General features: G+C 54.3%; 23 protein-coding genes and 4 pseudogenes. 5 read left to right on the top strand and 22 right to left on the bottom strand.

Translation table 11 applies throughout. The features are described from left to right. The first annotated feature begins 440 nt into the window (after positions 1-440). Positions 441-737 (top strand): hypothetical protein, encoded by a 297-nt coding sequence (locus GO007_RS26365; RefSeq protein WP_095105112.1) that lies wholly within the window; start codon positions 441-443, stop codon positions 735-737. A gap of 147 nt (positions 738-884) precedes the next feature. After that, positions 885-1,133, top strand: a pseudogene (locus GO007_RS26360) (Rpn family recombination-promoting nuclease/putative transposase); the annotation flags it as partial. A gap of 573 nt (positions 1,134-1,706) precedes the next feature. Here the strand turns inward: GO007_RS26360 and GO007_RS29345 are convergent. The 6 genes and pseudogenes from GO007_RS29345 to GO007_RS26335 all read right to left on the bottom strand — a co-directional run. Beyond that, positions 1,707-1,940, bottom strand: a pseudogene (locus GO007_RS29345) (Tn3 family transposase); the annotation flags it as partial. After that, positions 1,919-2,110, bottom strand: a pseudogene (locus GO007_RS29670) (SOS response-associated peptidase family protein); the annotation flags it as partial. The pseudogenes GO007_RS29670 and GO007_RS29345, both read right to left, overlap by 22 nt. A gap of 53 nt (positions 2,111-2,163) precedes the next feature. Continuing rightward, positions 2,164-2,427, bottom strand: a complete 264-nt coding sequence (locus GO007_RS26350; RefSeq protein ID WP_095105125.1) for an immunity protein — start codon at positions 2,425-2,427, stop codon at positions 2,164-2,166. After that, complete coding sequence (locus GO007_RS26345) at positions 2,427-3,413, bottom strand: S-type pyocin domain-containing protein (RefSeq protein WP_370525607.1); 987 nt, start codon at positions 3,411-3,413, stop codon at positions 2,427-2,429. Before GO007_RS26345 ends, GO007_RS26350 begins: the two co-directional genes overlap by 1 nt. Further along, positions 3,387-3,593: pseudogene (locus tag GO007_RS29665) on the bottom strand (IS21 family transposase); the annotation flags it as partial. The gene GO007_RS26345 and the pseudogene GO007_RS29665, both read right to left, overlap by 27 nt. 359 nt (positions 3,594-3,952) lie before the next feature. After that, complete coding sequence (locus GO007_RS26335; RefSeq protein WP_095105110.1) at positions 3,953-6,940, bottom strand: Tn3 family transposase; 2,988 nt, start codon at positions 6,938-6,940, stop codon at positions 3,953-3,955. 167 nt (positions 6,941-7,107) lie between these two features. Here GO007_RS26335 and GO007_RS26330 point away from each other — a divergent pair, with 167 nt between their 5' ends. Then, positions 7,108-7,737 (top strand): recombinase family protein, encoded by a 630-nt coding sequence (locus tag GO007_RS26330; protein WP_095105109.1) that lies wholly within the window; start codon positions 7,108-7,110, stop codon positions 7,735-7,737. A gap of 34 nt (positions 7,738-7,771) precedes the next feature. Here GO007_RS26330 and fghA read toward each other — a convergent pair whose 3' ends face one another. The 4 genes from fghA to frmR all read right to left on the bottom strand — a co-directional run bounded on the left by fghA (position 7,772) and on the right by frmR (position 10,529). Continuing rightward, positions 7,772-8,608, bottom strand: coding sequence for an S-formylglutathione hydrolase (gene fghA / locus GO007_RS26325; RefSeq protein ID WP_008813493.1), 837 nt, complete (start codon positions 8,606-8,608; stop codon positions 7,772-7,774). 65 nt (positions 8,609-8,673) lie between these two features. Then, on the bottom strand, positions 8,674-9,072 hold the full coding sequence (locus GO007_RS26320) for a VOC family protein (RefSeq protein WP_008813494.1): 399 nt from the start codon (positions 9,070-9,072) through the stop codon (positions 8,674-8,676). Between the two features lie 41 nt (positions 9,073-9,113). Then, positions 9,114-10,223 (bottom strand): S-(hydroxymethyl)glutathione dehydrogenase, encoded by a 1,110-nt coding sequence (gene frmA, locus GO007_RS26315; RefSeq protein ID WP_000842086.1) that lies wholly within the window; start codon positions 10,221-10,223, stop codon positions 9,114-9,116. A 30-nt stretch (positions 10,224-10,253) separates the two neighbouring features. Continuing rightward, a complete protein-coding gene (gene frmR, locus GO007_RS26310) occupies positions 10,254-10,529 on the bottom strand; it encodes a formaldehyde-responsive transcriptional repressor FrmR (protein ID WP_001141270.1) in 276 nt (91 codons plus the stop codon). A gap of 313 nt (positions 10,530-10,842) precedes the next feature. On the opposite strand from frmR, the gene GO007_RS26305 reads away from it, so the two are divergent. Continuing rightward, positions 10,843-11,073: a tyrosine-type recombinase/integrase gene (locus GO007_RS26305; protein WP_223261843.1), complete on the top strand. Its 231-nt coding sequence runs from the start codon at positions 10,843-10,845 to the stop codon at positions 11,071-11,073. A 157-nt stretch (positions 11,074-11,230) separates the two neighbouring features. Then, positions 11,231-11,767, top strand: a complete 537-nt coding sequence (locus GO007_RS29335) for a stationary phase growth adaptation protein (RefSeq protein WP_095105107.1) — start codon at positions 11,231-11,233, stop codon at positions 11,765-11,767. A 250-nt stretch (positions 11,768-12,017) separates the two neighbouring features. Here the strand turns inward: GO007_RS29335 and GO007_RS26295 are convergent, their stop codons facing one another. The 12 genes from GO007_RS26295 to GO007_RS26240 form a co-directional block, all read right to left on the bottom strand. Beyond that, positions 12,018-12,614, bottom strand: coding sequence for a DUF2913 family protein (locus tag GO007_RS26295; protein ID WP_095105106.1), 597 nt, complete (start codon positions 12,612-12,614; stop codon positions 12,018-12,020). Positions 12,615-12,736: 122 nt separating this feature from the next. Beyond that, positions 12,737-13,642 carry a hypothetical protein gene (locus GO007_RS26290; protein WP_095105105.1) on the bottom strand — a complete coding sequence of 302 codons (906 nt, stop codon included), beginning with the start codon at positions 13,640-13,642 and terminating at the stop codon, positions 12,737-12,739. 985 nt (positions 13,643-14,627) lie between these two features. Beyond that, the gene (gene repA, locus GO007_RS26285) at positions 14,628-15,503 is read right to left on the bottom strand and encodes an incFII family plasmid replication initiator RepA (protein WP_086028848.1); all 876 of its coding nucleotides are present in this window, start codon (positions 15,501-15,503) and stop codon (positions 14,628-14,630) included. Next, positions 15,484-15,558 carry a RepA leader peptide Tap gene (tap, locus tag GO007_RS26280; protein WP_071594637.1) on the bottom strand — a complete coding sequence of 25 codons (75 nt, stop codon included), beginning with the start codon at positions 15,556-15,558 and terminating at the stop codon, positions 15,484-15,486. The genes repA and tap overlap by 20 nt, the downstream gene beginning before the upstream one ends. Positions 15,559-15,797: 239 nt before the next feature. Then, positions 15,798-16,046, bottom strand: coding sequence for a replication regulatory protein RepA (locus tag GO007_RS26275; RefSeq protein WP_095105102.1), 249 nt, complete (start codon positions 16,044-16,046; stop codon positions 15,798-15,800). Positions 16,047-16,183: 137 nt separating this feature from the next. After that, the gene (locus GO007_RS26270) at positions 16,184-16,741 is read right to left on the bottom strand and encodes a phospholipase D family nuclease (protein WP_095105122.1); all 558 of its coding nucleotides are present in this window, start codon (positions 16,739-16,741) and stop codon (positions 16,184-16,186) included. 11 nt (positions 16,742-16,752) lie between these two features. Then, complete coding sequence (locus GO007_RS26265) at positions 16,753-16,989, bottom strand: hypothetical protein (RefSeq protein ID WP_223261841.1); 237 nt, start codon at positions 16,987-16,989, stop codon at positions 16,753-16,755. Positions 16,990-17,260: 271 nt separating this feature from the next. Further along, positions 17,261-18,058, bottom strand: coding sequence for a DsbA family protein (locus tag GO007_RS26260; RefSeq protein WP_095105098.1), 798 nt, complete (start codon positions 18,056-18,058; stop codon positions 17,261-17,263). Between the two features lies 1 nt (position 18,059). Beyond that, positions 18,060-18,626, bottom strand: coding sequence for a ProQ/FINO family protein (locus GO007_RS29660; protein WP_223261840.1), 567 nt, complete (start codon positions 18,624-18,626; stop codon positions 18,060-18,062). 219 nt (positions 18,627-18,845) lie between these two features. Continuing rightward, positions 18,846-23,996, bottom strand: a complete 5,151-nt coding sequence (gene traI, locus GO007_RS26250) for a conjugative transfer relaxase/helicase TraI (protein WP_095105095.1) — start codon at positions 23,994-23,996, stop codon at positions 18,846-18,848. Next, complete coding sequence (gene traD / locus GO007_RS26245) at positions 23,996-26,185, bottom strand: type IV conjugative transfer system coupling protein TraD (protein WP_095105094.1); 2,190 nt, start codon at positions 26,183-26,185, stop codon at positions 23,996-23,998. Before traD ends, traI begins: the two co-directional genes overlap by 1 nt. After that, on the bottom strand, positions 26,182-26,412 hold the full coding sequence (locus GO007_RS26240) for a hypothetical protein (RefSeq protein ID WP_143350207.1): 231 nt from the start codon (positions 26,410-26,412) through the stop codon (positions 26,182-26,184). Before GO007_RS26240 ends, traD begins: the two co-directional genes overlap by 4 nt. Positions 26,413-26,491: the final 79 nt, after the last annotated feature.

Genomic DNA, 26,491 nt, shown 5'->3' with positions numbered 1-26,491 from the left:
GGACCAGTTGAGCGGATTCGCGTTTAAACTCTGCACTGAAATTTCTTTTTTTCATTGAGGCACCTGTAATGTTCTGAGGTGAGCATATCACCTCTGTTCAGGTGGCCAAATTCAGTAAACCACTACAGAAGCCTGTGGAGTGAGTGGTCGCTCAGCCTGCCTCAGAGCAATGGCTACCCGGCTGTGCGGGCCAGAGAAAAGGCTCCCCTTCACGGTACTACATGTTCCTGAGCAACGGTCACGTATATGCCAATGCCGGGATCCATCAGTTTGGTGCAGCATGCCTGACCGCACGGTGAATTATATTTCATTGATTTATATCATATTAATGGATGGTTGTTTGGTGCCGCTATTGATTGCGATATATACTTGCTGTCTTTGACAGTCCTCCTGCTGGTTCCGGGTAGCCAGCGACAGATACAAATGATGAGGTTCTTTTTATGAGTAAAATTGCGATATCACAAAGTTACTATGCAGACCTGAGTAGCGGATATGGATACGATTTTTCCGGAACGGCTGTAGAGCTTGTAGCGGGAGATTATGTGACGCTGACGATCACCACAGAAGACGGCACTATCATGCTTACAGAAACCCTGAGGCCTTCTGCGGGGAGTACGGTTTTAAGCTGGGAGTATTCCGAAACCAGCAATGTTAAACCGCATAGCGGCAAGGCAAAATTATTCGGACAGGACGGGGCTGAAAAGGCAAGCGATACCGCCCTGTTTACCCAAATCTGAGTGTACATGCGTTTATGAACCAGAGGAATGATGAATGGCAGAATTTATGTGTTTCATCAAGGTTACTTCTCTGGTTCATGAGTCTCGGCCATAAATTCCACTGCGCAATTGTTAATGAAAGTGACGATTATGGTGATATAGAAACGCCTGAAAACTACAGCCGACGACAGATATATTCATGTTCTGGTCGAACACCAGTCAACGCCGGACAAACATATGGCTTTCCGCCTCATACGCTATGCGGTAGGCGCCATGCAGCGCCACCTGGAGGCAGGGCATAAAAAACTGCCACTGGTGATACCGGTGCTGTTCTATACGGGTAAACGCAGCCCGTATCCGTACTCCACCCGGTGGCTGGATGAGTTTGACGATCCGGCGCTGGCAGGCAAACTCTACGGTTGTCAGAGAGAAAGACGCCAGCCCCGGCGGCAACCGCCGACGGTATCCTGACGCGGCGTGATACGGGCTTGTAGATTTCGCCGGTCTCTGGCCTGATTTTCAGGCCAGCCTTAAGCCAACGACTCAGCTCCTGGGGAAGGATATCCGGGTTGTCCTTCAGAAAGCGAGCCCGGTTTCCGCGTGCCGTTCCGTACACGCTGTCAATGTAGTCGGTCAGCAGCATAACGATATCCACAAAAGTGTTTATAAACACAATCGTTTATATCACATACATACCGGACTGGCGAGCAGTGCGCAGCCAGTCCACTGAATGGCGCGAAGCGACATGGAGGCGCCAGCGGGCGTTGAATATGGCTCAGTGAGTGAGTGGCGGCGTAGCCGGTTACAGATTTGATAGTTTCCACCAATCCATCTCTTCTCCCTGCCAGACCAAAACCCGCTGAAAGCGACACAGAAGCCTATGTGCGCTGTCGGAGTGGTCACGACAAGGCGTAGCCGCCGTCGGGGCGTATCTCCGCGTTGGCGGGCTGTTAGGGGTAGTGACCGGGTAGCTGCGATAACTGCCAACTTTCAGCCAACCACCTCGATCGGCAACCTTGTTTCCATATCAAGTTCAAATATCCCGTAGGGGTTTACATGGGCGTAAATCAGCGGCGTCAGGGCCCTGAAGTCTTCTGCCTTCATTCGTGACAGCCAAACGGGCTCATGGAGTACCTGCTGGATCATCAGCGTGTTCACATAGACCAGACAAATCTGCAACAGATGCAGCGCCAGGACTGACAACTCCTGCTCTTCCAGACGGTTTGCTTCTTATCGCCTTCCTTCACCCATTCGAACCATCCGTCAGCAAAACAAATCGCCCGGCCATGCTGCCATAACGGTTTAAACATCCTGCTCGACGCTGACCACTCCACGCTCCACCGCTGGGTTATCTGACGACTTCTTAATGCGACAGAGCCCTTCAGACCCCACAGAGCCAAAAAGAGAGCCAGCAATAAATCTGCTGGCTCAATGTCAAACGGAAAAATTATTTAATGCCGTATTTTTTTTCAGTCACGAATTTTGGCTCTTTCCAGTTTGGACCTTTTTCTGGTAGAGGATTACCAGTTTTTTTTAACTTACCTTCTTTAAACAGTCGTTGGTGGGTTCTCAATAACTCACCATTAGAAATTACATCAAATTTATAATTTACATACATCCGATCGATAGCCGGGTAGGGTGTTCGCAAGGCGAAGTGCAAAAGAACGTCTTCTACGCTCTCGTTTTTATAAATACCTTCAAGGTCCAACATCATTTACCCTCCTCTGCTTTGCGATAAGCTTCATTTGCCTCTGGTGTATACAACGGCTGCTCTTTTTCATTTATCTTATAATCTTCCAGGGTTGCAGTATGAGTGTTATTCCAGACCTCATCATAATTTTCAGGTATTAGACCGTCCTTAATACCCAGATTCCTGTAGCGCTCCAGTTCCCTGACTTCATGAGTATAAAAACGTTTGTCTGTATCCGTAGCCTGTAATTCTCCCTTCAGGATTTTTTCCAGGCGCTCAATCATCACTTTGTTATCCGGGGATTCGCCAAACCGTCCTGTATGCAGTTTCACCTTATCCACGCCTGTCCGGTCAATCGTGGTTGTTTTCCAGTCCAGGTTCTGAACGGGGCCGCCAGCTCTGTCGGTATGATAAGGGCGTCCACTGTATTTACCCTTTGCGTTAGTTTCACCATAAGGACTGTTCAGAATAACATAGATGGGCTCCACGCCCGTCCCGGTCGCATCGGGCTGCCAGTAGATGAAGTCCTGCAGTGGTGGCATGTCCGCGGCCGGGAACGTGGTGGTGACGATGCTGTCAGCCTGTTTCACCTCCGTACCGGTATGTACCGGCGTCACCGGAACCGGTGTACTGTTCCCGGTGTGGGACGGTGCCGCAGGACCGACCGGTACCGGATTCACCAGAATCGTCCTTGACGGGGCCCCGGCCACCGCCGGCACCGTGATTTTATCCAGACCGGTGGCCTTGTCACGCACGGCGTTCAGCACGGGAACCGTCGCAGACACCCCGCCGGTACCGGTTTTCACCAGCATCACCGACTGCCGCCCGTCGCTGTCCGTGGTGATAAATCCGCGCACCGGCAGGTTGACGGTATTCATCCCGGGTTCAAAATTCACTTTTTCGGTGTTGAAAAGGCTGACCTGAGCGGCCATCATGTTGATATCGCGCCCGGGAACCTTGTCACTGCCTGCGCCGGCCGGCAAAGGGACAAGCTCGCTGTCCCACACAGCTTCAAGTGGATCTTTACGCGTTCGCCAGTGGCGTTCACCGGCTTTCGACCACTGTTCTTTCTCGATCCGGCGACCAGATCGGACAGAGATACCGGCCTTCATGGCCGAGATATGCTGGGTTGCCCCTTTTTTACGTTGAGTCATGTAGTAACTGACCTGAGAAGTATTGAGCGTCACGCCATTTCCTGTTGGAGCATGTACATGACATTCAGATTACAAAACCGGCCAGAATAATCAGCACCAGGCGGACTGAGTTATTGTCGTCTCATATGAGGGATTTGAGTTCGGTGATGTCGTCGTTCACGCCGTTCAGTACCAGGGCGTTTATCTTCTGTTCAGCCATTGTGAGGTCCTTTTTCTGGTTGAGTGCAATAAATAAATACTGTGTTTATATACAGTATTTATTTACCTTACTTCTCTTCAGCAGCCCTGTCAACAGATGAGACGCATTCGTATTTGCCAGTTGGGGTGTGCCGCTCTGCGGCACAAAAGGCGGTGCGAAAAAGTCAAAGAGGGGTCAGTTTGGATATCGAAAATTATTGTACGTTAAGGTTATTTTTTGACCTGCCTAATTTAGCTGGCCTCAGCCGACGAAACTTACCGGCTGACGGTATCCGGTTGCTTTTCCATATATAATCGCCTGTCAGATTGATGTGTTCCCAGCCTAGCGGGGACAAATGCGACAGCAGTTGCTCGTTGATCTTCACTCCCTTACGCTTCAGAGCATCGACAGCTCTTTCCATATAGACGGTATTCCACAGGGATATGGCAGCTGTCAGGAGCGTCAGTCCACTGGCGCGATAGCTCTGATTTTCCGGTTTTCGGTCCCTGATTTCTCCCAGCCGGTGCATAAATACCGCTCGCGCCAGCGCGTTACGGGCTTCACCTTTATTCAGCCCCGCCTGTACCCGCCGACGCAGTGCAGGATCGCGGAACCAGTCGAGCATAAACAGCGTTCGTTCAATACGGCCAATTTCTCTCAGTGCTTTGGCCAGCCCGTTTTGCTTGGGGTAGCTGGCAAGCTTTTTCAGCATCAGGGATGCCGTCACGGTTCCCTGCTTTATCGAGGTTGCCAGACGCAGCACTTCACGCCAGTGAATTTCGATCTCTTTCAGATTCAGGCTGGTTGTTGATATCAGTGACTGAAGCGCCGGGTACTGGCCTGCTTTCCCTTTGATAAATAGCTTCTTGTCGTGGAGATCCCTGATTCGCGGACAGAACGCAAATCCCAGCAGATGCATCAGGGCAAAGACATGATCGGTGAAACCCGCTGTATCGGTGTAATGCTCCCTGATTTCCAGGTCGCTTTCGTGGTACAGCAAGCCATCGAGCACATGGGTTGAATCTCTGACCCGACTGATTATGCAGGTGTAAAACGGGCTGTATTGATCCGAAATATGGGTATAAAACTGACGTCCGGGCTCCTGCCCGTATTTCGGGTTAACCTGCCCTGCGTAGCGGCCTGATCTGCCTGTTCTGAAATTCTGTCCATCTGATGATGATGTTGTCCCGTCTCCCCAGAATGCCGCCAGCGGCCTTTTCCCCTGCGCGTTTACCAGCTCTGCAAGGGCTGCTGAATAGGTTTCTTCGCGGATGTACCATGCCTGAATATCTTCGAGTGATGATTTGGTGCTACCGGGGCAGGCTTCCGCCATTTTGGTCAGGCCAAGATTGATGCCATCCGCAAGAATGGTGGTGAGAAGCAGGCGGATATCGGGACGGGTAATGTCAGTTTTTATATGCGAAAAATGTCGGGTAAACGTCGTCCAGCTGTTTACCTCATCGAGAATTTCCGTGATTTTAGGGCGCGGTAGCATGCTGTAAACCAGCTCTGCCAGCGGTGAAACCTGCACCGGAACGCTGTTATCCAGCGGAGAGACTTTTACGCCCCTGTAAGATATTTCCACATCGGGCAGTTCACCAAGGGCAGCCATGGCATTGACCTCTTCAAGCCTGGACTGAAGCAGGGTCATACGGCTGGTAATGTACTCATGATAATCAGCAGATACGGGAAGTGGCAGCGCCGGTGTGAGTTTGTCAAAGTCCTTTTCGGGAATGAGGTAATCATCAAAATTTTTGTAGCGGCGTGAACCTTTAACCCAGATGTCCCCGGAACGCAACGCCCCCTTAAGCTCGCTGAGCGCACAAAATTCATAGTACTGCCGGTCAATACCCGCAGGTGTAATTACCACCTTGCGCCAACTTTCTGGGACAAACTCAAGCGGCGCGGTGGCCGGAACTTTACGTGACTGCTTCCGGTACATATCCTTGATCACAACCAGCGCATCAGCCAGAGGTTGCGCTGCCGGAGTTGCGATTAACTGTAAAGCTGACAACATGCGCGGGGCATATTTCCGTAATGTGCTGTATTTCTCGGTAATAATATGCAGCGGGTCAAAATTATTTTTTCTGGCGAGATGGCGTGTTTCCTCCAGACTGGCGACAAATTCAGGCCATGGGAGTATGTTTTCTATTGCGAGCCATGGATCTCCCCCGGAATCACGGGCATCAGACAGCGCCTGACCGACATTGATGTACTGCCTCAGTTTTGACTGGATCAGCTTTCCGGTCTGCTGAAGGCGCTCAGCCTGTGTTCTTTTGGCTTTGCTGAAAAGGCTGTTCAGCATTCGCTCATGCAACTCAATCACTTCGTCTGTCAGTGTGGCTCTGGCTTCTTCCGGCACGCACACCAGGATCGCATGACGCCGGGCTGCTGAAAATCGGGTCAAATCCCGGCTGCTCATCTTTCGGCCTTCCCGCGCCAGTTTCAGCAACCGGTTCTGGTGAATGGTACGATCTATACCTTCCGGTAATGCCAGCGATTCAATGCTACTGAGCCGATCAAGGTGTTGCAGCACGTTCTTACCATTGATTTTACCCGGAGGTTGCAGAAGCCATGTCAGCCTGGAAGACTGATTATCCGATGACTCAAGTAAACAATCCAGAGCATCCCTGTGAGCCGGAGTTAACGGGGCATTCAGGGTCTGAAACACGATTTTATCGCCGCCTGCCATGGCCTCAGCACAGGAACGCTCCACGACATCAATCGAGGGGATTATCACGTTGTTCTGCCGGAGCCAGACCAGTAGTTCTTCGGCCAGGAGAATACCTTTATCGGTGCGCGTCGCCATCGGCAGCAGGTGTGTAATACAGTCCTGCTGTATTTTGCCGGTGAACGCTTTTAAGCCAAGATAGCGGTACAGTTCGGTTAAATGTTCGCGCCGGGTGGTATCCCTGCCGGAAAGGTAGGCTGGCCAGAGATCCCCGGTAAGTTTTAGCCTGCTGGCGATATGCTTCAGCAGCGCATCAGAGGGAGGGATTTTTTTATCCGGGGTAAAGCCGACATTTTTCAGATAGCAAAGAAGGACGGCAAAACCAAAACGGCTGGCAGGTTTACGGTGGGCACTGATAAGTGCCAGATCATGCTCACTGAAATACGCCATCCGGGTCAGCGTTAATTCATCGTCCGGTAATGCCAGTAATGATTCTCTTTCCGACAGAGAAAGAATCTGCCTCCTTGCCATATAGTTTCCCTCGTAAATTATCCGATGCGGTATTTTTAACAGAAATGCTTATCGCATAAGGGTACACCCTGACGCCATATTCAAAACGTGACGGCACACGATGAATGACATAACCTATATGCGATAGAATAAATGTAACAACTTAAATGCGATAACGTGGTGGAAAAATGTTCATCAGAGCTTATTTAAGGGCATCGACGGAAGATCAGTTCGCCGATCGGGCAAAAGAGATGCTGGAGCAGTTTGTTCAGGAGCGGGGACATAAAATAGCCAGTTACTACCGGGAGAACATCAGCGGTACAAAACTTGACCGCCCGGAACTGGGGCGCTTACTGATGGACAGTCACCGCAATGATATTTTACTGGTCGAGCAGATAGACCGTCTGACCCGTCTGAGCAACAGCGACTGGATGACGCTGAAAAAGCAAATCGAGCAACACGAGCTGCGGATTGTCAGCCTCGATGTACCCACCTCATGGCAGGCGCTGTCAGATAAAGATCCTTCGCAGGCTGACCCAATCACCCGCGCCGTGATAACCGCCATCAATAATATGCTTATCGACCTGATGGCCGCGATGTCGCATAAGGACTGGCTGAGCCGCCGCCATCGGCAGAAGCAGGGAATTGAACGGGCACATACGCTGGGAAAATACCGGGGAAAACAGGCCGATCAGGAACGACATCAGAAAGTCCTGTACTACCGGCAGGTCAAGAAACTGAGCATAAGAGAAACTGCTGAAGCCACCGGTTACAGCACTTCTCAGGTCTGCAGGATTCAGGCCCTGTACAGGGCCTGATAATTAAGCACATTTTCTGAGGCTGGAAATCAACTCATGCTGACAGCCTGAGCCTGTTGGCATGGTAAGCAATGTGCTCACCAATAAAGCTGGAAATGAAATAATAGCTGTGGTCGTAACCAGTATGATATCGGAATGATGTGTTGATGTTCATCTCGTTGCACACTCTTTCAAGACTTTTAGTGCGTAACTGATCTTCATAAAAGGCGTCACTTAATCCCTGGTCAATAAAAATTTCTGGTAATTTCGCACCCTGTAAAATGAGACTGACGGGATCGTAGTGCTCCCACGTTTTTTTATTTTCACCCAGGTACGCGGTGAATGCCTGTTGTCCCCATGGCACCTGAGAAGGTGACACTATTGGTGAAAATGCCGATACACTCACATATTCATCAGGATTTCGCAGCGACAGAACCAGCGCTCCCAGCCCCCCCATGGAGTGACCGGATATTGATTTCCTTGATGTTACAGGTAAATGCTCCATGACAACATCCGGAAGCTCATGGAGAATATAGTCATACATCCTGTAATGCGTGTTCCACGGATGTTCCGTCGCGTTCAGATAAAATCCGGCACCCTGGCCCAGATCGTAGCTGTCAGCATCTGCGACATGCTCTCCACGGGGACTGGTATCAGGAACAACGACGATGATGTTGTTCCTGGCGGCATAATGCTGCATACCCGATTTGGTGATGAAATTCTGCTCCGTACAGGTCAGACCCGAGAGCCAGTACAGGACCGGCAGTTTTTCTGTTGCTGCTTTGGGGGGAAGATAAACACCGAAATTCATCTCACAATTAAGTGTTTGTGAATTATGGCGGTATACGTTTTGCCAGCCGCCAGCGCTGGCATGCTGCTCGATGAGTTCCATCAGCCTCTGTCTCATGGTTATTTCCCCTGACAGGGAGTCAGGGGAAGTCTCTTTATAGCCGGACGTCAGATGAACGTATAAGCCGTGATTTTGTTACCCGCAGGGTCTCGCAGGTAGGCTGCATAGGCTCCAGGGAGATGGCTGCGCGGGCCAGGCTGACCTTCATCTTTCCCTCCGGCGGCAAGGCCCGCGGCGTGGAAAGCATCAACTTCTTCCGGACTTGCAGCTGCAAAGCCGACAGTCACGCCGTTGGCCGATGGCGCTTCACCGTTGCCCGGACGTGCAATAATAAAGGCTGGCTTTTCGCGACCATAAAGTACCCAGCCATTGCCAAACGGGCCGAGGTTATTGATGCCAAGCGTACCGAGGACAGCATCGTAAAAATCAGCGGATTTTTCAACATCGGATGCACCGATGAAGACGTGGGAAAAAACGTCATTACCAGAAATTACAGGTGTTGCCATGATCCATTTCCTTCAGTTGGTTTGACTCAGTTAAGACGCTATCAGTAACGGATTACCGTACGGATTGATTTACCTTCATGCATAAGATCGAAGGCCTCATTGATTTCATCCAGCGTCATCGTGTGGGTAACAAATGGCTCCAGTTCAATTTCACCCTTCATGGCATCTTCGACCATGGCCGGAAGTTGCGTACGGCCTTTCACTCCGCCGAAAGCAGAACCTTTCCATACGCGCCCGGTAACGAGCTGGAATGGACGGGTGGATATCTCCTGCCCGGCGCCGGCCACGCCGATGACAATGGACTGGCCCCAGCCACGGTGAGCACTTTCCAGCGCCGCACGCATAACGTTGACGTTACCGATACATTCAAAAGTGTGGTCAATGCCCCATTTGTTGATTTCAAGCAGCACATCTTTAATCGGTTTGTCATGGTCGTTCGGGTTGATGCAGTCGGTTGCACCGAACTGACGGGCAAGTTCGAATTTGGCCGGGTTGGTGTCGATAGCGATAATGCGTCCTGCTTTTGCCTGGCGAGCCCCCTGAACGGCAGCCAGACCGATTGCGCCAAGACCAAAAATAGCGACAGAATCTCCAGGCTGTACTTTCGCTGTGTTGTGAACAGCGCCAATCCCGGTAGTCACGCCACAGCCCAGCAGGCAGACGTGTTCATGGTTTGCCTCCGGGTTAATTTTTGCCAGAGAAACCTCGGCCACTACCGTATACTCACTGAAGGTGGAGCATCCCATGTAGTGGTAAAGAGGCTGGCCATTGTAAGAAAAGCGGGTGGTTCCGTCAGGCATCAGTCCTTTTCCCTGAGTTTCGCGAACCGATACACAGAGGTTCGTTTTCCCGGACTGACAGAATTCACACTCCCCGCATTCGGCGGTGTAAAGCGGAATCACATGGTCTCCCGGCTTCACGCTGGTCACGCCTTCACCGACCTCCACGACGACACCGGCCCCTTCGTGGCCGAGAACCACCGGGAAAACGCCCTCAGGATCGTTCCCGGAGAGGGTAAAGGCATCGGTGTGGCAGACACCGGTGTGGGTATTTTTAATCAGCACCTCGCCTTTTTTAGGTGGTGCAACATCAATTTCAACAATCTCCAGGGGCTTCCCTGGTGCAAATGCAACGGCAGCACGTGATTTCATATGTAAATTATCCTCAATGTGATGGCTTAGCTATTTAAGATAGGCGCGAACCAGTTCAATCGTATCGTCAACGGATTTACTGATTTCATGGCTGTAGCTGTCATTCTGGTCAAAGGTTTCCCGTATGTGGCTCTCGAGCACCTCTGCCATAAGACCGTTAGCTGCTCCGCGAACGGCAGCTATCTGCTGAAGAATGGAACGGCATTCAGCACCATTTTCCAGCGCTCTTTCCAGAGCATCAATCTGACCCCGAATGCGGCGAACACGGGTAAGGACCTTTTTTTTCTCTTCAGGAGTACTGGGCATTATTTACCTCACCATTTTTGATTTTATATACTATAGTGGAGTATATAATTATCGTCAATGCATACTCCACTATAGTATAACTAAGAATAAACATAACTACCTTTATTTACGATATAAATCATATGGTTATATTATTTCTGGCTGTGATACGGTCGGAAGGAAAGTTACTACAAAAATGATATCTACCGATACGGAATTTGGGGCATAGGCGGTTCTGTTAAATTTCGCCAGATATTGGCTCATCATTGATGGTCAAAAAATGAGCCTAACGTACAATAATTTTCGATATCCAAACTGACCCCGGGAAGAGGGGATTGAATTTGCACTCCCGGCCATCAATCCAAAGACGCTGCGGCACAGTTTTGCCATGCATCTGTTTTTCAACCACGTGCCGCCGAAGGTCGTCCAGGCCTATATGGGGCATGAACGCTATGAAAGCACGGAGGTGTATCTGAAGGTTTTTGCGCTGGATGTGGCGCCACAGCTGGGTGTTACATTTTCTCTGGATCACCGTGATTACAGCCATCTTCTGACACGAAAATAGAATACTTATGTATTACATGAGTCATTCATAATGATGACTTTTGTATTACCCCCCCCTGTAAAATAAGGGGTTGTGGTAAAATAGCCGGCGCGACAGACGCCTCGGAGAGCGAACGTCAGCAAGACAGAGGTGTTGGCATGCTGCATGAGGGGAAGGTGTGAATATTGACGAAGTGGCAAAATGGAGGCCTTTCACTGATAAAGATGGTGTAACCTGGGATCTTTCTTTTCTTGATGCCCATGAGGTCGTTTACACACACCGCAGTGAAGGTAAAGAAGATAAGGTATACAAATTCATCGTTTCCTACTCGTTTCACTGTTTTTGCAAGGATTATCCTGAGCAGAGTGAAGAGGAAAAACGAACGCTGATGTACTATTCGCCAAAAGAATCCCGACCATTCTGCAAGATCCGTTACAGTCTGGCGCAACGCTACCTTAAAGACCTGGTACTTTCCCTTGATCGACAGAGAATTATTCATGCCGGTTACGGCAGCTACGCAGTTATTGAGGCACTGAACGAAGAAGGGGAGACCTGCTTCTATCACGTACCCTTCAGGGCGTTCAGAGAGCGGAAGAAGCTGCGGATTCATGTAACCAGCGCCTATGCCGTTGATTCCAAACCCGGAGGCGGAAAGGTCGGATTCTTCGTTATCGCCAGCAAGTTACTGGCAGGAAAACCCTTACCACACCCCTAAAATAACAAAACCCACCTTAAGGTGGGTTTCGCCAGAAAGTATCTCTGGTATTCAGAAGCGCCTTTACCGGACTTGGCCTGACCAGCGTACGCTGGTAGCGGGATGTCTGGATTAACCAGTCTGCTGCATCCTTAACTGTATTATAGTGACCTCATGTGTTATTGCAACCAATATACCATCACACTGGATTACGCCTTTGGTGGTTGATACGTGATTACAAATGTATTACATATATAATCAGGATAACCTATCAGGCATCCCGGCTGGCTACCAACATAAACTGGTGGGGCAGGGTAGTATCCTGTGCCGAATCAGCCTGCCAGCCACACCGGTTAAACAGCTTTACCACGCCCGCAACATTACCGGTCAGGCGCGTCAGCAGCGGATTTATCTGTCGCCCATCGTCGTCAAATGCCGCGTCGAGGTTAGTCCGCGAGAGATAAATACCGTTTACGCCGGCGTTCAGCGCAACGGCATACCGACCTGACCATTCCCGATCGTTCAACAGGCGGTAATTCCAGCTCATGTCTTTCGCTGTTTCCAGGGCATATGTCAGCCGGAACAGGTCGTTTTGCTCAGACAATTCGCCGGTGCAGGAGCGCCAGAGGTAATTCAGCTTGCTGGCCAGCTTCGCGCTGACGCCCAGCTGGCGTCCCTGTTTCAGAAGCCACTCTATATCGGGCGCCACATCACGCGAAAAACGTCGTTGCTTCAGCGCGGTCGCCAGCCAGCGGGTAAGAAAGAGATTTTCCTGTGCCGGTGACAGCGCATCTCCGTTCTGTCTGGCCAGCGCAAGCGCCACCAGGGCACACCATGCCAGATGGCCCGATTTTTCTGTCAGCGTCACTGAGTGCCCTTCTCCTTCTTTACTCTGTCCACAAAATTCTGGCGGGTTCCCGCTTACTGTCATACTGAGAGTATTTTAACCGGAACAACAACAAAGTGGCATCCGGAACCGTCTGCATCCGCTCAGCGCATGGCCCAGGCGTAATGTTTTTCCGCATAATCGTACAGCCGGTAAGAGTTCTGCTCGTCGCCACCAATAAAAATACCGTTATCCATTATCCCCTCTGCCAGCCGCTGCGTGTACCGGTGCGCAGCCTCATCCAGCTCAGCCCGGCTTCCCCACGCACCCTGCTGCTTACGCCAGTTCAGCCGCACGGCTTTCAGCAGTCGGCACATCTGCTGGCAGATGAAGTAGCAGGCGACGACGTTGCGCGCATCACCCACAAAGACCACATCGCTGTCCGGCTGCATCATGTCGTTCCACAGATAAACGTCGATGCAGCCCAGCATCATGGCCACCCGGCTGGCCACGACGCCCCCGTACCAGTAATACGCGGTGCGGGGGATGTTCAGCCGGCGGCTTTCGGCAATATTCCCGGTGTGGAATGACAGCAGATCAGACTCCGTCAGTTCATGGACCAGCGACTCCAGCACCCGATGCCACGCATCCGTTTCACTGTGTCCGGACAGCGCGGCAAAGTAGCGGCTGACAATACCGGCAATCTGCTGCTCCGGCACCGCGGCATCACTTCCCGTCTGAAGGGACAGTTTACGGCACAGTTCCTCGCGCTCCACCAGGGCATTAAGCATGGCCTCAGATGTCACGTTCTGCGCGGTGGCCAGTGACGCAACACGTTCACGCAGGTCGTCAGAGAGAAAGACGCCCGCCCCGGCGGCCACCGCCGACGGTATCCTGACGCGGCGTGATACGGGCTTGTAGATTTCGCCGGTCTCTGGCCTGATTTTCAGGCCTGCCTTAAGCCAGCGGCTCAGCTCCTGGGGAAGGATATCCGGATTGTCCTTCAGAAAACGCGCCCGGTTTCCGCGCGTCGTTCCGTACACGCTGTCAATGTAATCGGTCAGCAGCATAACGATATCCACAGAAGTGTTTATAAACACTATCGCTTATATCATATGCATACCGGACTGGCGAGCAGTGCGCAGCCGGTCCACTGAATGACGCGGAGCGTCATGGAGGCGCCAGCAAGTGTTGAATATGGCTCTGTGAGTGAGTCGCGCCGTAGCCCGGCGGAGCCGGTTACATTATTGACAGGTTTCACCAATCCATCCCTTCGCCCTGCCAGACCAAAACCCGCTAAAAGCGACGCAGAAGCTTGTTTGCGCCGTCGGAGTGGTCACGACGAGGCTTTGCCGAAGTCGGGGCGTATCTCCGCGTTAGCGGGCCGTCAGGGCCGCCTACGGGCGTGTACGATAAAACCTTCAGCGACACTACTTAAAGCGGCTCAAATCCTAGTTACAACATCCATCATTAAAAGCGGTGCAGTTCCGGCCCTCTGGGCCGGGGCGGCCTCGCTTTTCAGTGGTGGGAGGGGGTGTGAGGGTTCAGGCAGGCACTGTTCCTGCTTTTGAGTGAGCATTTTGAATGTTGTAACTATATGTACTGTACCTGGGCCCGTCGCGTAGCGATGGGAGCTACTTCAGGTAGTTGCCGAACCGGCGCGGACATAGTCCGCTGCAAGGGCGGGCATTTTCAGGAGCCTGTCCACAGGTCAGGCGACGAACAGGTTATATATTTATATGAATGAAATAAAAGATATTTAAAAGAAGTACAGAGCAGGTTTTTAAAGGAAACCACGCACTTTGAAATCAGGTCGGCTGGCGCTCTGTAAGCATAACGGTTGTAACCTTATGGAAAGGTCCCTTGCAGTTATTTGTGGGTAACTGAATCTGGCGACGAGATGTGGCCACTCTGATGCAATTTCTGGCCATTCTGATGGCGGAATGGGGTGAATGTCAGGAAGGACGGCCGTCATTTCGTGCAGAAAACCGTCAGTCTGGAGCTGCAGACGTGCGAAACCCTCCGGCGCCAGCCGGATTTTTCACACAGGAAGGGTTATATGGGGACGGTGGCCAGCCGCGTGTAGTTGTTACCACGCGACATCAGCATGCGCTCTTTCACGCGCCGCTCCAGCTCACGCTCGAGAGCATCCCTGTCGCCGACGAAACGCCCTCTGGCGTAGTCACGCGTCAGCTGCTGTTTCACCAGCGTCACAATGTCCTTACGGGCTCTGTCCGCGTCACGTCGGGCGCGGGCGCGCTTCAGGCCATGCTGTTTACGTTCGGACTGGTAGCTGCGGAACCGTTCACGCACAAACCGCCAGGCCTTCGCTATCAGCTCGTCCATCTCCAGCGGCTTCAGGTTCTGCTTCTTACGCTGCTGATTCTCCCATTCCACACGGCTGCGCCTCGCGGCCACAACGGCCACGTCAGAGACGTCGAGCGCGGAGAACAGTGCCGGCGTGAAGGTGATATCGGTCGGGATATTGCAGCCAATCTGCGGGTCATACTCGGTCTGATAGGTAATCAGCCCCAGCTCCGCCATAAACGTCAGCGCCCGCGTGGCGCGGGTGATGGACAGATTGCCGCTTTTCGACTCGGTGGCGAGACCGCACTCGATGGCCAGATTGGTGATGGAGCGCTGAACGCGGTTGGCCAGCGGGTCATAGTGGAAACACAGCCCCTGGAGCAGGGCATCGATGGCCCGGCGGCGCAACAGTGGCGGCATCCGGTGACGTTTACCCAGCGAGCGCAAGAACGCCACATGGATGGAAAAGTCAAAACGGGACGTGAAGCCTTCGGCTTTCGCCATCAGCTTACGACAGAACGGCAGTGTCTTTTTGCCTTCACGCGGCGTGAATGCCGGGTTCGGGTTTTTGACCTGACGGTAATGGGAGAACAGGGTCTGGGCGTCAGTCACACCTTCCCGCACTTATGTTGCACGGAAGGAGCACTGAGCACAGAAGGTATTGCAGTTTTCTGAGCATGCACATATACTCCCTGCATAGAGCAACAGCTTCTATACAGTTTTATGTAGCCCCGTTAATCTTCTCCGGTCGCCAAACTCAGCGAAGATTATCGGGGTTTTCTTTTTTTCCGGTTCAGGGAATCTCTATAAGAACCAGTATCCTGCCACCTTGCGGCATGGCCAACCACGAATATCATCAAACGATCTGCAATCTAACACTCTGATAGAGTTCAGGCAAGAAAGTGATGTCGCTACTATTCAAGTAACACTACTATCAACTTCTTTTTTGAGCAGTCTCTCAATCATTTCCGCCTGAGTAACACCTTCAATTTCGCACATATGTTGAAGCTGTTCTTTTAAAGCTGCAGGCAGGAAAACCCGAAGTTCTTTATGCGTAGAACGCTTCCTTGCCAAAGATGTCTGTTGTCTTTCGGCAAGACTCAGAGGATTACCTTTTCTATAAGCACGTTTCGATGAGGAAGTTACTGCATTTCCGACCTGCGACATCTCTGCCTCCTCAAGGATCAAACAAGGATCGTTTCGCAGAGGATACTACAGATTTTTGAAATCAGCGACTTGACTTCAGACAAAAGTGTGAACCGTGTTGGCGCACGGTCTACGTTCCAGGATCGTTTTCCGGAGGGTCAGTACGTCTGTTTCCAGTCCATTCCCTGCGCCCAGCGGGATGCCCAGTGGTTCAGATAACGCTGCGCCACTGCGGGGTCATCCCAGACGACAAGCACGTTCTCCGAATTCGAACGGTCAGCAGCCCGACTGAAGTTAAACGATCCGACCTGAGTGTTGCGGCCGTCAGCGACGATCACTTTGTCATGGAGAATTTTGTAAGCACTGACGGTACGAACCGGGATGCCGGCACCGACCAGAAGGTTCATGGCTGCTTTACTGGCGTTGTTGTTCTTTCCGGTATTGCCTTTCCAGTCCAGAACCACGGCCACATCCACTCCCCGGCGTTTTGCTCTGACAAGCGCCCTGACCACCTCCGGAGAGGTGAAGGAATAGCCCATCAGGCGGATATCCTGCTGTGCTGAGTCAATGGTCTTAAGGACCAGCTGCAGCGCCGTTCCTTCCGGTGAAAAACCCGCCTCGATACTGGCTGCGCAAACTACCGGCACAGGCGCTGAAAGTGCCAGACTGAGCAGACCTGGCAGACACCATCTTCGGACACTACGGTTTAATCGCATTGCGATCCTCATTACATGCTCCCCATAAAATGCGGGGAGACTATCCGCACATCACCAAGAAGCAGCCAGAGGCTCAAAGCCAGCTCCTCCATCAACACCAGCGTAACGACGACGAATGTCCACATTCGAGGATCGCGCTTCAGGAGACGACTGAAAAACAGTGCACTGACTATCAAAATACCGACGGTTACCCAGGGGACGAACTGGTTGATAAGCATTGCATCGCTGCTGCATTCAAAACATGCCATATGATTTCATCTTCTCTGAATTAACTAAGAAACGCCGGATGCGGGGAAACTCGCTTTTACCCGCATCCGGGGTTGGCCAACCGAACAGCGTGAGGGCGGCAGGCCAGGGACACATTGACAAGGCAAACGCTCAGGTCATCGTGCCCGGCGATGCCAGGAACGAAAGTTTGGTTCGGCCGGATTCATGTTGGCGCTGAGGGGGGCAGCGCAGATCGTCACGACGACGGGCGTCACCGGGCGGCGGTCAGGAAGACCACCACCAGGGTGAAAATCAGCGAATACCGCCTGCCGCTTTCTGGATAGCGGCGTTCAGGATTTCGCCGTCAGTGAAGCCAGGGATAACGGTCACATTGTCCGCGCTGGCACCACTGGACGGCATGACCACCAGGGCCGGTGTGCCGCTGAAGCCCAGCTGCTGTGCCAGTGCACCGATATCCTCGAGGGTACCCTGAACATCCGGCGCGGTTTTCACATCGAGCTTCACGGCTTTTGCGGCCGTGCTGATATCAGCATCCGTCAGCTTGCCCTCATTATGCCCGGTGGCATACACCGCATTATGGTACTGCAGATAAGCCTCACTGCCCTTTTGCTGGTAAATCTGCAGTCCGGTTTTCGCTGCCGTCAGGGATGCCGGCCAGCGGCTTCCGAAAATAGGGAGTTCCTTGAACACAAAGCGTACCCCCGGGTTGGCCTTCATCACCTTCTCCAGCTCCGGTGCCAGGCGGGCACAGTAGATGCACTGGTAATCAAAGAATTCGACGACCGTCACTTTCGCATCAGCGGGACCATATGACGGCGTGCCTTTATCGTTCAGTAGCGCTGCCTGATGCTGAATCACGGCGGCCGTCATCGCCTGCTGCTGCTTTTCCTGCTGCTGCGCCTGCAGTTTCTGGCTCACCTCAACCAGTATCTCCGGGTGAGCAATCAGATAGTCCTTCGCCACTTCACCAATGCGGGCCTCCTGCTCCGGAGTAAAGACAGGTGTGGCTTTCTCCGCCGCATTTGCCATACCGGACAACAGAACGCCGGTCATCAGCACCGCCAGTGCGGTGCGCTTTACTGTTAACATTTTAATGTTCCTTTTTTTCATCTGTGGCGGCTGTTTTTGCCGCCTGTTTCTTTAGTTTGTCTGCCCGTACCCACGCAAGCTTTGCCGTGGCTGCACGTTCACGCTCAGGCGGAATGAGCGATTCAACAGAGCCATCCGCGTTGTAGCATGCGACCCCGGCCGTCAGGCTGCTCAGATACGTTTCCGTTCGCGTCAGCGTTTTCAGGCAGCGGCGTATGACCTTATTCGACAACGGCAGTGCCCGGCGTTCTGCATCGGCAAAGAGCTGTTCCATTACCCCAATGGCCAGCGGGCGCAGCTGATCGCCAGCGAACAGGCCCGGCCAGTGTGTACTCAGCGTCTGCACGGCGTCCGCCGGGTGCATCAGACGTGGAGAACGACCAGGTCGCGGCTTTTTCTTCGGAGACGGGGGTGTCACCTTCACCGCCTTTTGGGGTGGGGGCGCTGGCTGCTTTTTTTTCTTTGACTTTTTTGGTTGCCCGTTGCCCGGCTGAGGCAGCGGGGCAGCGGGCGGTCTGTCATCCGGCAGCGGCTTTTTATTGCGTTTTGGCCCGGTGTTCACTACCACCGTTTTCCTCCGGGAGACCGTGATGTCCGGCCCCGCCTCGCTGGCAGGTACGGACGTGTCTGCTGGCGGGGCCTTACGCCTCAGGCTCAGGAGCGGACGGGTTTTGTCATCATTCATAAGCTGACTCGAATAGTGTGTTGGTAGTTCGGGAGTGACTGACAGGCGAAGTATTCCACAGGACAGGCGCTGACGGCATTGATATTGCGCGACAGGGTCCGCTTACTCACCGATTTCTTTCTCTTTCACTATCTCGCGCTCAACCCGGTGAAGCTGATCGGTCACGCTTTCCCGCTGCCGCGCCTGTTGACGCTCCTGCTGTATGACCTGACTCAGCCCGGCCTGTTCCTGCTGCCGGGACTGTTCAGCCTCACGCTGCAGCACACGGGATTCAGCGCGCTCCGCCTGTTGCAGGGCATCAGGGCGTTCCGTGTCATCAGGCAAATGCGGGACGGCCTCCAGCTTCTGCTGACGTCGGGCCTCTTCAGCCAGCACCTTCGCTATCCGCTGCTCTTCCGGCGTTTTGAGGCTCACCGGGTCAGGCGTGTCGGCCGGGTTGCTTCCCGGGTGACGGGAAATGCCGGCACTGTCCGGCAGAACCAGACCACCACTCAGACGTTTCATGATGGCATCGGTGGGTGATTCCCCCCTGACGACCACAATACCGTCGCCGGGATGCTGCAGCCCCAGCTGTCGGGCCTCTGCCAGGTCTGTGGCCTGACGGGTCAGGCCGGTTTCGCTTTGCCGGAATATCACCAGAGTGGCATCGTCACTGCCGAGCAGGCGGGCGTTATCACTTAAGCCCCGCAACCGCCCGTCACCATCAAGCTGCACCTCCCGCAATAATACTGCCCGCTGTACGCCGCTGGCATCGTGCACTGGCAGCGCCACATGCGGCGCCGGATATTTCCGGCTGCCATGGATAAAGCGGGCTTCACCCGCCTCCGGTAGTTGGGTTGCCAGCGCCCGCCCCAGGGCGCTGTCAGACAACGGCGTGGCCTTTTCCCATAGCTGTTGCGCGGTCGCTGCCTGACGGTCGCTGTCTGCCAGCAACACATCGTGGGCCGTCTGCCGCTCTGCAGGCTGAGAGACTTTCTTCAGCCACTTACCCAGATTGTCGGTATAGACCTGCACATGCGCTTTTACGCGCGACAGGCCGACGTACGCATCGCGAAGCGAGGCCAGTGCCTGGCGTCCGCCATCCACGCCGGCAAGCACAATGACGTACAGTGCGCTGGCTCCCTGAGCTTTGTGCGCTGTTCCGGCATAGCCGTAGTCCAGATGGCGGTCGGCCAGGTCGGCGTTCGGGTTCAGGATGCGGGTCTCTTCCCCCTGAGTCAGCTGCAGCTCACCCTCTTTTGTCACGCCGGTGACGGTCCAGTTGCTGTTCGCTTCGCGTCCGCGCTCGCGGTCAGACCGGGAGAAGCTGACTTTCTCCCCGACCGATACCTTTATCTCGCGGGGTTTAAACACCGCAATGTCCCGCAGGCTGCTCTCAAAAGCCGACAGCGCCTGTGCCTGACCGGTTTCATCAACCAGTTCGACATAACCGTTCTGGCGGCTGTCCTGTCCGGCCCGGATGGTATAATAGCGGTCGTTAATCAGCGCGATATTGCCGTGTTGCGCAGCCATCCCCGCCACCGACTTCAGCCTGTCGGTCTGCGTTTTCACCCGTTCCAGCACGGTAATGGCCACTTCACGGCCAAGCTCGCCGCGCTCCTGCAGCTGAGCATGAATGGCGGTATTGATGGCGTTCTTGTCAGCGTTGGTCTGGGTGACAATCAGCGTATTGTCACGTGCTTCTGCGGTACGACCGGTAAAGTCATCGACGATGGCCTGTATCACCCGGTCACCCTGCTCTTCCTTCTGCTCTTTCGTCTGGGGGATGGCCACCACGGATTGTGTCGGTGACCAGCGACCCGGCGTTCTCGGCACCGTATCCGGCGTCACGCTGCGGATGGTGTCCAGCGCAGCCGGGACCTGGCGGGCAATGACCGATTCAATGGCCGGTTTCAGTGCCGGACTCTGACGCACAATATCCTGCATGATGGCGGTATCTAACGGGCTGCGTTCCTGCAGCAGCGTGAAGGGCGCGCCGTTATCCACCGGCAGCAACTGGTCCCGGTCACCGCTCAGCACCGCACGACCACCGGCTGCGGCAATATGGCCCATCGCATCGGCCATATCCCGGTTGCCCACCATCGAGCTCTCATCCACCAGGAACAGGGTCTGACTGAAATCGGGCTTCTCTCCCCCCTGAATCCGGCGCTCCACATCCATCAGGAAGCTCGCCAGCGTCTGCGCTTTAACGCCAACATCGGCCATCTCACCCACCGCCCGGTGGGTCGGAGCCAGGCCGACAACATCCGGACGCTGCTCTGCCGGCAGGGTCTCCAGCGCCGCCAGGACGGTTTTCAGCTGGGTGGTTTTACCCACACCGGCATAACCCTGTATCCCGATGAAGCGGTCGGTGCTCTCCAGTATCAGGCTGGAGGCCTGCTGTTGCCCTGCAGTCAGCCCGGCAAAGAGTGCCGGGTCAGCGTGACTCAGAAGCGATGACTGCGTATCCAGCCCTTCCACCACCAGACGGATGACGCGTTTCTCCGCCTCATAACTCGCGGCCGTCACATACAGCTGCTGCGCCGTACCTTTTGGTCCCGGTACCGGGATGAGTTCACCAGTCTGTACCTGGCGGGCCAGTTCGCGGTCCACATCATCCTTACGAAGGGAGGCATGCAACGGCAGCGCATTCGCCAGTACGTCGGGGCGACTGAACACCACCTCACTGCCCTGGGTCAGCGTCACCGCCTGCCTTACCGCTTTCTCAGCCGGACTCATCAGCGCATCCTGCGCCGCCGACATCGCGTCAGCCAGCTCACCGTTCTGCGGATTCACCTGCGCCAGCGCGGTACGGTACAGCGGTGAGCGGGACAACCGGCGTTCAGCTTCATCGTTCGCCAGCGGTGTATAAAGCTGTATGTGCTCGCCGCTGCGGGCCAGGGTATTGAGCATTGTCGCACCGGTATCCCGACCGGAGACCGCTGCCAGCACCGTGCCCTGCTCGCTGACGCGTTTTCCCGGCGAGGTGACGTAACCGTACCCGACCTTCAGCGGTTCATCGGTACGAATAACCCGCTTCTGCCCGTCATGCTCCACCACCAGGCTGTTCTTTCGCACGGCCGTAACGGTGACACTGTCACCGGCACGCTGTTTGCCCTGCCGCGCCAGCCAGGTCAGTTTCTCCCCTTCGGCAATATCAACGGTCTGTGACCGGTACAGGCTCCAGCTGCTGTCCACCTGACTGAGCTTCATTCCCTGGCGCTGGCCATCCTCCCCGACCAGCATCAGTGTGCGGGTCTCCGCGCTGACGCGGTCAATGGTATAACGCTGGGATACCCGGCTGTCCGGAGCGCGTTGTTCGAGCACCATGCCCTCCCGGTACGTATCCAGCTGGCGGCGGTTTTTGCTGTCCAGCCACTGCGGAACCAGCGTGTCGATGGACGCCGTTTTTACCCCGAGCAGTCCCTTTTCCCGCAGCGCCTGCCGCAACTCAGCCGTCAGTGTCTGCTGTTCACGCTCGCCGCTGACCTGGGCCACCACGTTCTCTCCCTGGCTCACCATCGTTACATAATCCCGGGCCAGAGCCGCATAGCGCTGCCGCTTGTCCGGCTCACTGACCACGCTGACGGCCACGGTACGTTCCGTTTCCGCCCGGTAGCGGGTCACCCCGGCCGCCTCCAGCGTCTGCAGAGCATTGCCGGTCCCGCTGCGCCCGCCGCTGTCCATCAGCAGCAGTTGGGACTGCGCACGAAGCGCCTGGTCGGTGACCGTCAGCGCATCACGGACGGAGAGCTTTTCCGCCCCGGCCACAATCAGCGTACTGTTCTCCGGTAACGCAGACTCTGACAGCCCTTTCAGCGTCACCACTTTATCCGCCAGACCATGCTGTTCAGCCAGCCAGCGTTCACTGCTGCGGTCGGTAGCCAGCACCACCACTTCCCGTCCCTGTGACTGCGCCAGCTGCACCCCGGCCAGCACCGATTCGCGCATACCGCCCGCGCCTCCGGGCTGGCTGACAATCGCCAGTGCCGGGCGGTCTGCCTCAATCTGCTGCATCACCGGCACAGACGAAGAAGACCGGGCCGGGGCACCACCGGATATCACCACGGTGGATTTCATCTCCCCGGCCAGCTGCTGCAGGCTCAGTTCGTCCAGGAGATGAATCGAGGAGGTAAACAGACCTTTCTCCCGGTCCAGCGGTATCAGCTGCTGGCTCTCAATCGCCGACTCAATGGCCGAACGCGCCATCACCGCAATCTGCTCCCGCGCATCGAGACTGTTCAGCGTCCGGTTGAGTACGTCGGAATAAGTGAAGCGGGTCCGCTTTTCACTGAGCTGAGAAATCGCCAGGCTTACCGCCTGACGGACATCGTCCGGGGTCGTCTCCGGGCGTACAGCTCTGTCACTGTCCATTGTCTTCAGACGGGCTTCAGCTTCCTGGCGAAACGCGCCGATATCGAATCCTTCCTGCTCAAGACGGTTCATCCAGTCGGTCAGCAGTTCTGTCCGGTCGGGATCTTTCTGTTTGGCCTTACGCGTATCCAGCGCCGCCACGTCACGGGATTTCAGGGACGCGCCATCCCCGACGGCCTCCCGGATTTGTTGCGTACGCTGTGAAAATATCTCCACCGGGACGCCCTCGATTTCCCACAGATCGTTTTTTCCGGTCACCACGGTCCGGAATCCCATCTCCTCCACGGCCTGACGCAGTTCGTTACGGTAGATTTTGCCCAGCGCCACCTGCAGGGCATAGACGTTCTCGATAAACCCGCTGTTGCCGACCTTATCGCTGGAAAGTGTCTTCCACTCCCCCAGGAACTCCGTCAGGTTCATCACTATCAGGTGCGTATGCAGCTGTGGATCAAGTTCACGCGAGGTGTCATGGTGGAAAGCCGCAGCCAGCAACTTACCGGTCATCTCTGTCTGGCTGACCCCATCGACCATGACACGCGTACTGGCCAGCCGTTCAATTTCCCCCATGGCCACACCGACAGCACGCTGATGCGCCTCCAGAATACGGCTGTCGCCCAGTACCACACCCAGTACGGAAATACTTTTGGGCGCCGACAGCGTCAGGTCGTAACCCGGCCGGTGAACATTCTGACCGCCCGACATCCGGGAGAGATCGACGCCCTGCGGGAAAAATCCGGCCAGGGCATCATCGAATGTCTTCGCATCCACGGGGCCTTCCAGCCCTAACAGCTCTGCGGCTTTCCCCATCCAGGACGCTTCCATACTGCCGAGAAAGTAATAATTATCTTTCGCCATGTAGTAGCTGGCTCCACCGCCAGCAATCGATGATACGGTCAGCATTACCAGCGATCCCCGGCTTCATACCCATTATCCGGTTCGTCATGGTCACGATGGACGAGGATATTTTTCTCTTCTTCCCGCATAGCCTGCAGGGCCTCCTGCTCGTACGCCGCATAGTTCTCGTAGTGATCTGGCTCAGTCAGGATTTCGCCGGTCTGCGTATCCACCTGCGGCCCGTCATACTCCTTCACCCGACCACCGCTCTGGACCGGACTGGCCGTTGCCTGACTGCTCCGGGTATCAGAGGCGCTGGACGATACAGCGGCCGGTGGCAGGGAGGATGAATTGATGGTTTCGGTTGCAGCAGTGACCGAAGATACGGCGGCAGCGGGTGCTGTTGTTGCCGGTACGGCAGGCTCGTTGGTCTGTACCGCAAGCAGCCTGTCGATGCTGTCTTCATCCAGCTCGCGGCGGGTAATTTCCTCCTCGATTTCCGGGTCCAGACTGTCATTCAGCTCCCGTGGCAGGAACTCTGCCGCGATAAAGTCCATTTTTTCGTAAGTCATATTCATACGTACCACCGGGTAATTCCCCGGTAGCGTCACGTAGCAGTTCAGGTCCGGCAGAGACTGAATATCGGAGTAGTTGACCAGATACTGGTCATCTTCCTGCTTGCTGAACGACACCCCGTCACGCACGGTATCTGCACCATAGCTGTACTGTTCGTTAAACACCTTCGCCCGGCGCTGGCCCAGCTGACGCATCACATAGTTCGCCACGCCTTCATCCGGAGAGCGGAAGAAAAAGCGGGTATTGAGTAAATCCATCATCGCGTCAGCAAATTCACGACCGTAGGTGAAATCCAGCTGCGGTTTGTTCTGGAAGCCCAGCACAAAGCAGCCGCCAAACTTACGGGCCTCCGACAACACGCCAGGAAGTTCCGGCAGCTTATGCAGGGACGTCAGCTCATCGTAGATAAACCACACCCGGCGGGTCGGGTTCTCTCCCATTTCCAGCAGGCAGTTGGCTGCCTGCGCCAGCCACATCGAGATCAGCGGTTTCAGGGACTCATGCTGACGGGCATTACTGGTGATCCACAGCCAGCCGTTGCGCTGCCCCGGCTCGTTCACCTGTTTCATCCATTCACGGATGGCAAAGCGAGGTTTACCGGTGCGCTCAATCCCCTGCATGTAGCGCAATGCCTTCACGTAGTTGGTCAGCACACCACGGATAGAAATGGCGGTCTTCTCCACCTTTTCTTCCATCAGGTTGGAAGCTTCCGTACCCTGTACGTATTCCCGCAGTGCCTTCAGATTGATGGCCAGCAGGGTACGCAGCAGCGCGTTATAGCTGCGATGCGGATCATTCTGGAAACGTTTAGATACCGAGGTGAAAATGGTCCGGGCAGACCCCGTCCAGAATGGATCTTCTTTGGTGCTCTGGGGGATCAGCGTATTGCCAATGGAATCAAAGTCCGATGTGGTCTGACACTCCAGCCACAAATCCCAGTTTTCACAGCGCTTATCACGTGGATTCAGCAGCTTATCGATGTTTTCATTAAAATGGCGCTTAACCAGCGAACAGCCCTTGTCGTAGACAATCACCATGTCCCCGCGTGTGCGCAGCTGCTGCAGAAGTTTGTTGAGGGCATTGGATTTACCGGAGCCGGGCGTACCATGCAGCAACAGGTTTTTAACCTCACTGTCGAGCAGCAGGGGTAACTGGTCAAAATGCAGTGGTGATGCTTCATTATTGCGGTGCAGGGTTCTGGCCACCGCTTTCACATCTTCTGTCAGTGTCCGGCCACCGACCAGATCGTCCTGAGCCTGCTTCTCACCAAGCCGGCGCAGGAGATAATAGACGCCGTACGCCACCGCCAGTACCACACAGCTCGCAAGGAATACCGCAATAAACAGCTCCTGCAGCGTCAGCTGACCGGCATAGGTCATATAGGGGTCTTTCAGAATGGCTGCGGAAGTAAAATGCAGCGTTTGTCCGTCATAGGGCACGTCATATACGGGGGGGACATTGAACAACGCTTTTTCACCGCCGGCGGAGAGGTATAACCACCAGTACAGCCCACCGTTACGCATGTCCTGCCACGGTACCCGCATCCAGAAAAATAACGGTGTCAGTACAAAAAAAAGATTCAATAACCAGAAAGCAATACGGCGGTTGACCTGCATAAACATATTCAGCATATAGCTGAATACCTGGCCGCCCTGGGTAATATGCTTGGTGGAACTCATTTCAGCCCCCCTGCATATTCACATGAAAGCGAGATAATCATCTCCTCAAAAGTTGCATTCCGAAATGCAGCAGCCGGATCATAAATAATAATGAGGTCATCATTATTCCATTTCATCATGGGCAGAAGCTGGTTTATATGGGCATATCCCATTCCTGTCTGACGCGAAGACGAAATATTTTCTTCAGGCAATACGGCATCAGAACTGACGTTGTCAGAACAATTCATACAGAATACCTTTTACAGATACAGCAACGAGCACTGCCAGCGTATGACAGCGCGATGCTGAATAATATGATAATGAAGA

Origin of the sequence: Klebsiella sp. 10-1, assembly GCF_009758445.1 — a bacterium.
Classification (GTDB): Bacteria; Pseudomonadota; Gammaproteobacteria; order Enterobacterales; family Enterobacteriaceae; genus Klebsiella; species Klebsiella scottii.
Note: the sequence above shows the minus strand (reverse complement) of the source record. Positions and strands in the feature narration are given on the sequence as shown.

Coding starts and splice junctions, on each gene's coding strand:
- GO007_RS26365 (WP_095105112.1), top strand. CDS start 441: ATGAGTAAAATTGCGATATCACAAAGTTACTATGCAGACCTGAGTAGC.
- GO007_RS26350 (WP_095105125.1), bottom strand. CDS start 2,427: ATGTTGGACCTTGAAGGTATTTATAAAAACGAGAGCGTAGAAGACGTT.
- GO007_RS26335 (WP_095105110.1), bottom strand. CDS start 6,940: ATGGCAAGGAGGCAGATTCTTTCTCTGTCGGAAAGAGAATCATTACTG.
- GO007_RS26330 (WP_095105109.1), top strand. CDS start 7,108: ATGTTCATCAGAGCTTATTTAAGGGCATCGACGGAAGATCAGTTCGCC.
- fghA (WP_008813493.1), bottom strand. CDS start 8,608: ATGGAACTCATCGAGCAGCATGCCAGCGCTGGCGGCTGGCAAAACGTA.
- GO007_RS26320 (WP_008813494.1), bottom strand. CDS start 9,072: ATGGCAACACCTGTAATTTCTGGTAATGACGTTTTTTCCCACGTCTTC.
- frmA (WP_000842086.1), bottom strand. CDS start 10,223: ATGAAATCACGTGCTGCCGTTGCATTTGCACCAGGGAAGCCCCTGGAG.
- frmR (WP_001141270.1), bottom strand. CDS start 10,529: ATGCCCAGTACTCCTGAAGAGAAAAAAAAGGTCCTTACCCGTGTTCGC.
- GO007_RS26290 (WP_095105105.1), bottom strand. CDS start 13,642: ATGCTGCTGACCGATTACATTGACAGCGTGTACGGAACGACGCGCGGA.
- GO007_RS26275 (WP_095105102.1), bottom strand. CDS start 16,046: ATGTCGCAGGTCGGAAATGCAGTAACTTCCTCATCGAAACGTGCTTAT.
- GO007_RS26270 (WP_095105122.1), bottom strand. CDS start 16,741: ATGCGATTAAACCGTAGTGTCCGAAGATGGTGTCTGCCAGGTCTGCTC.
- GO007_RS26265 (WP_223261841.1), bottom strand. CDS start 16,989: ATGGCATGTTTTGAATGCAGCAGCGATGCAATGCTTATCAACCAGTTC.
- GO007_RS26260 (WP_095105098.1), bottom strand. CDS start 18,058: ATGTTAACAGTAAAGCGCACCGCACTGGCGGTGCTGATGACCGGCGTT.
- traI (WP_095105095.1), bottom strand. CDS start 23,996: ATGCTGACCGTATCATCGATTGCTGGCGGTGGAGCCAGCTACTACATG.
- traD (WP_095105094.1), bottom strand. CDS start 26,185: ATGAGTTCCACCAAGCATATTACCCAGGGCGGCCAGGTATTCAGCTAT.
- GO007_RS26240 (WP_143350207.1), bottom strand. CDS start 26,412: ATGAATTGTTCTGACAACGTCAGTTCTGATGCCGTATTGCCTGAAGAA.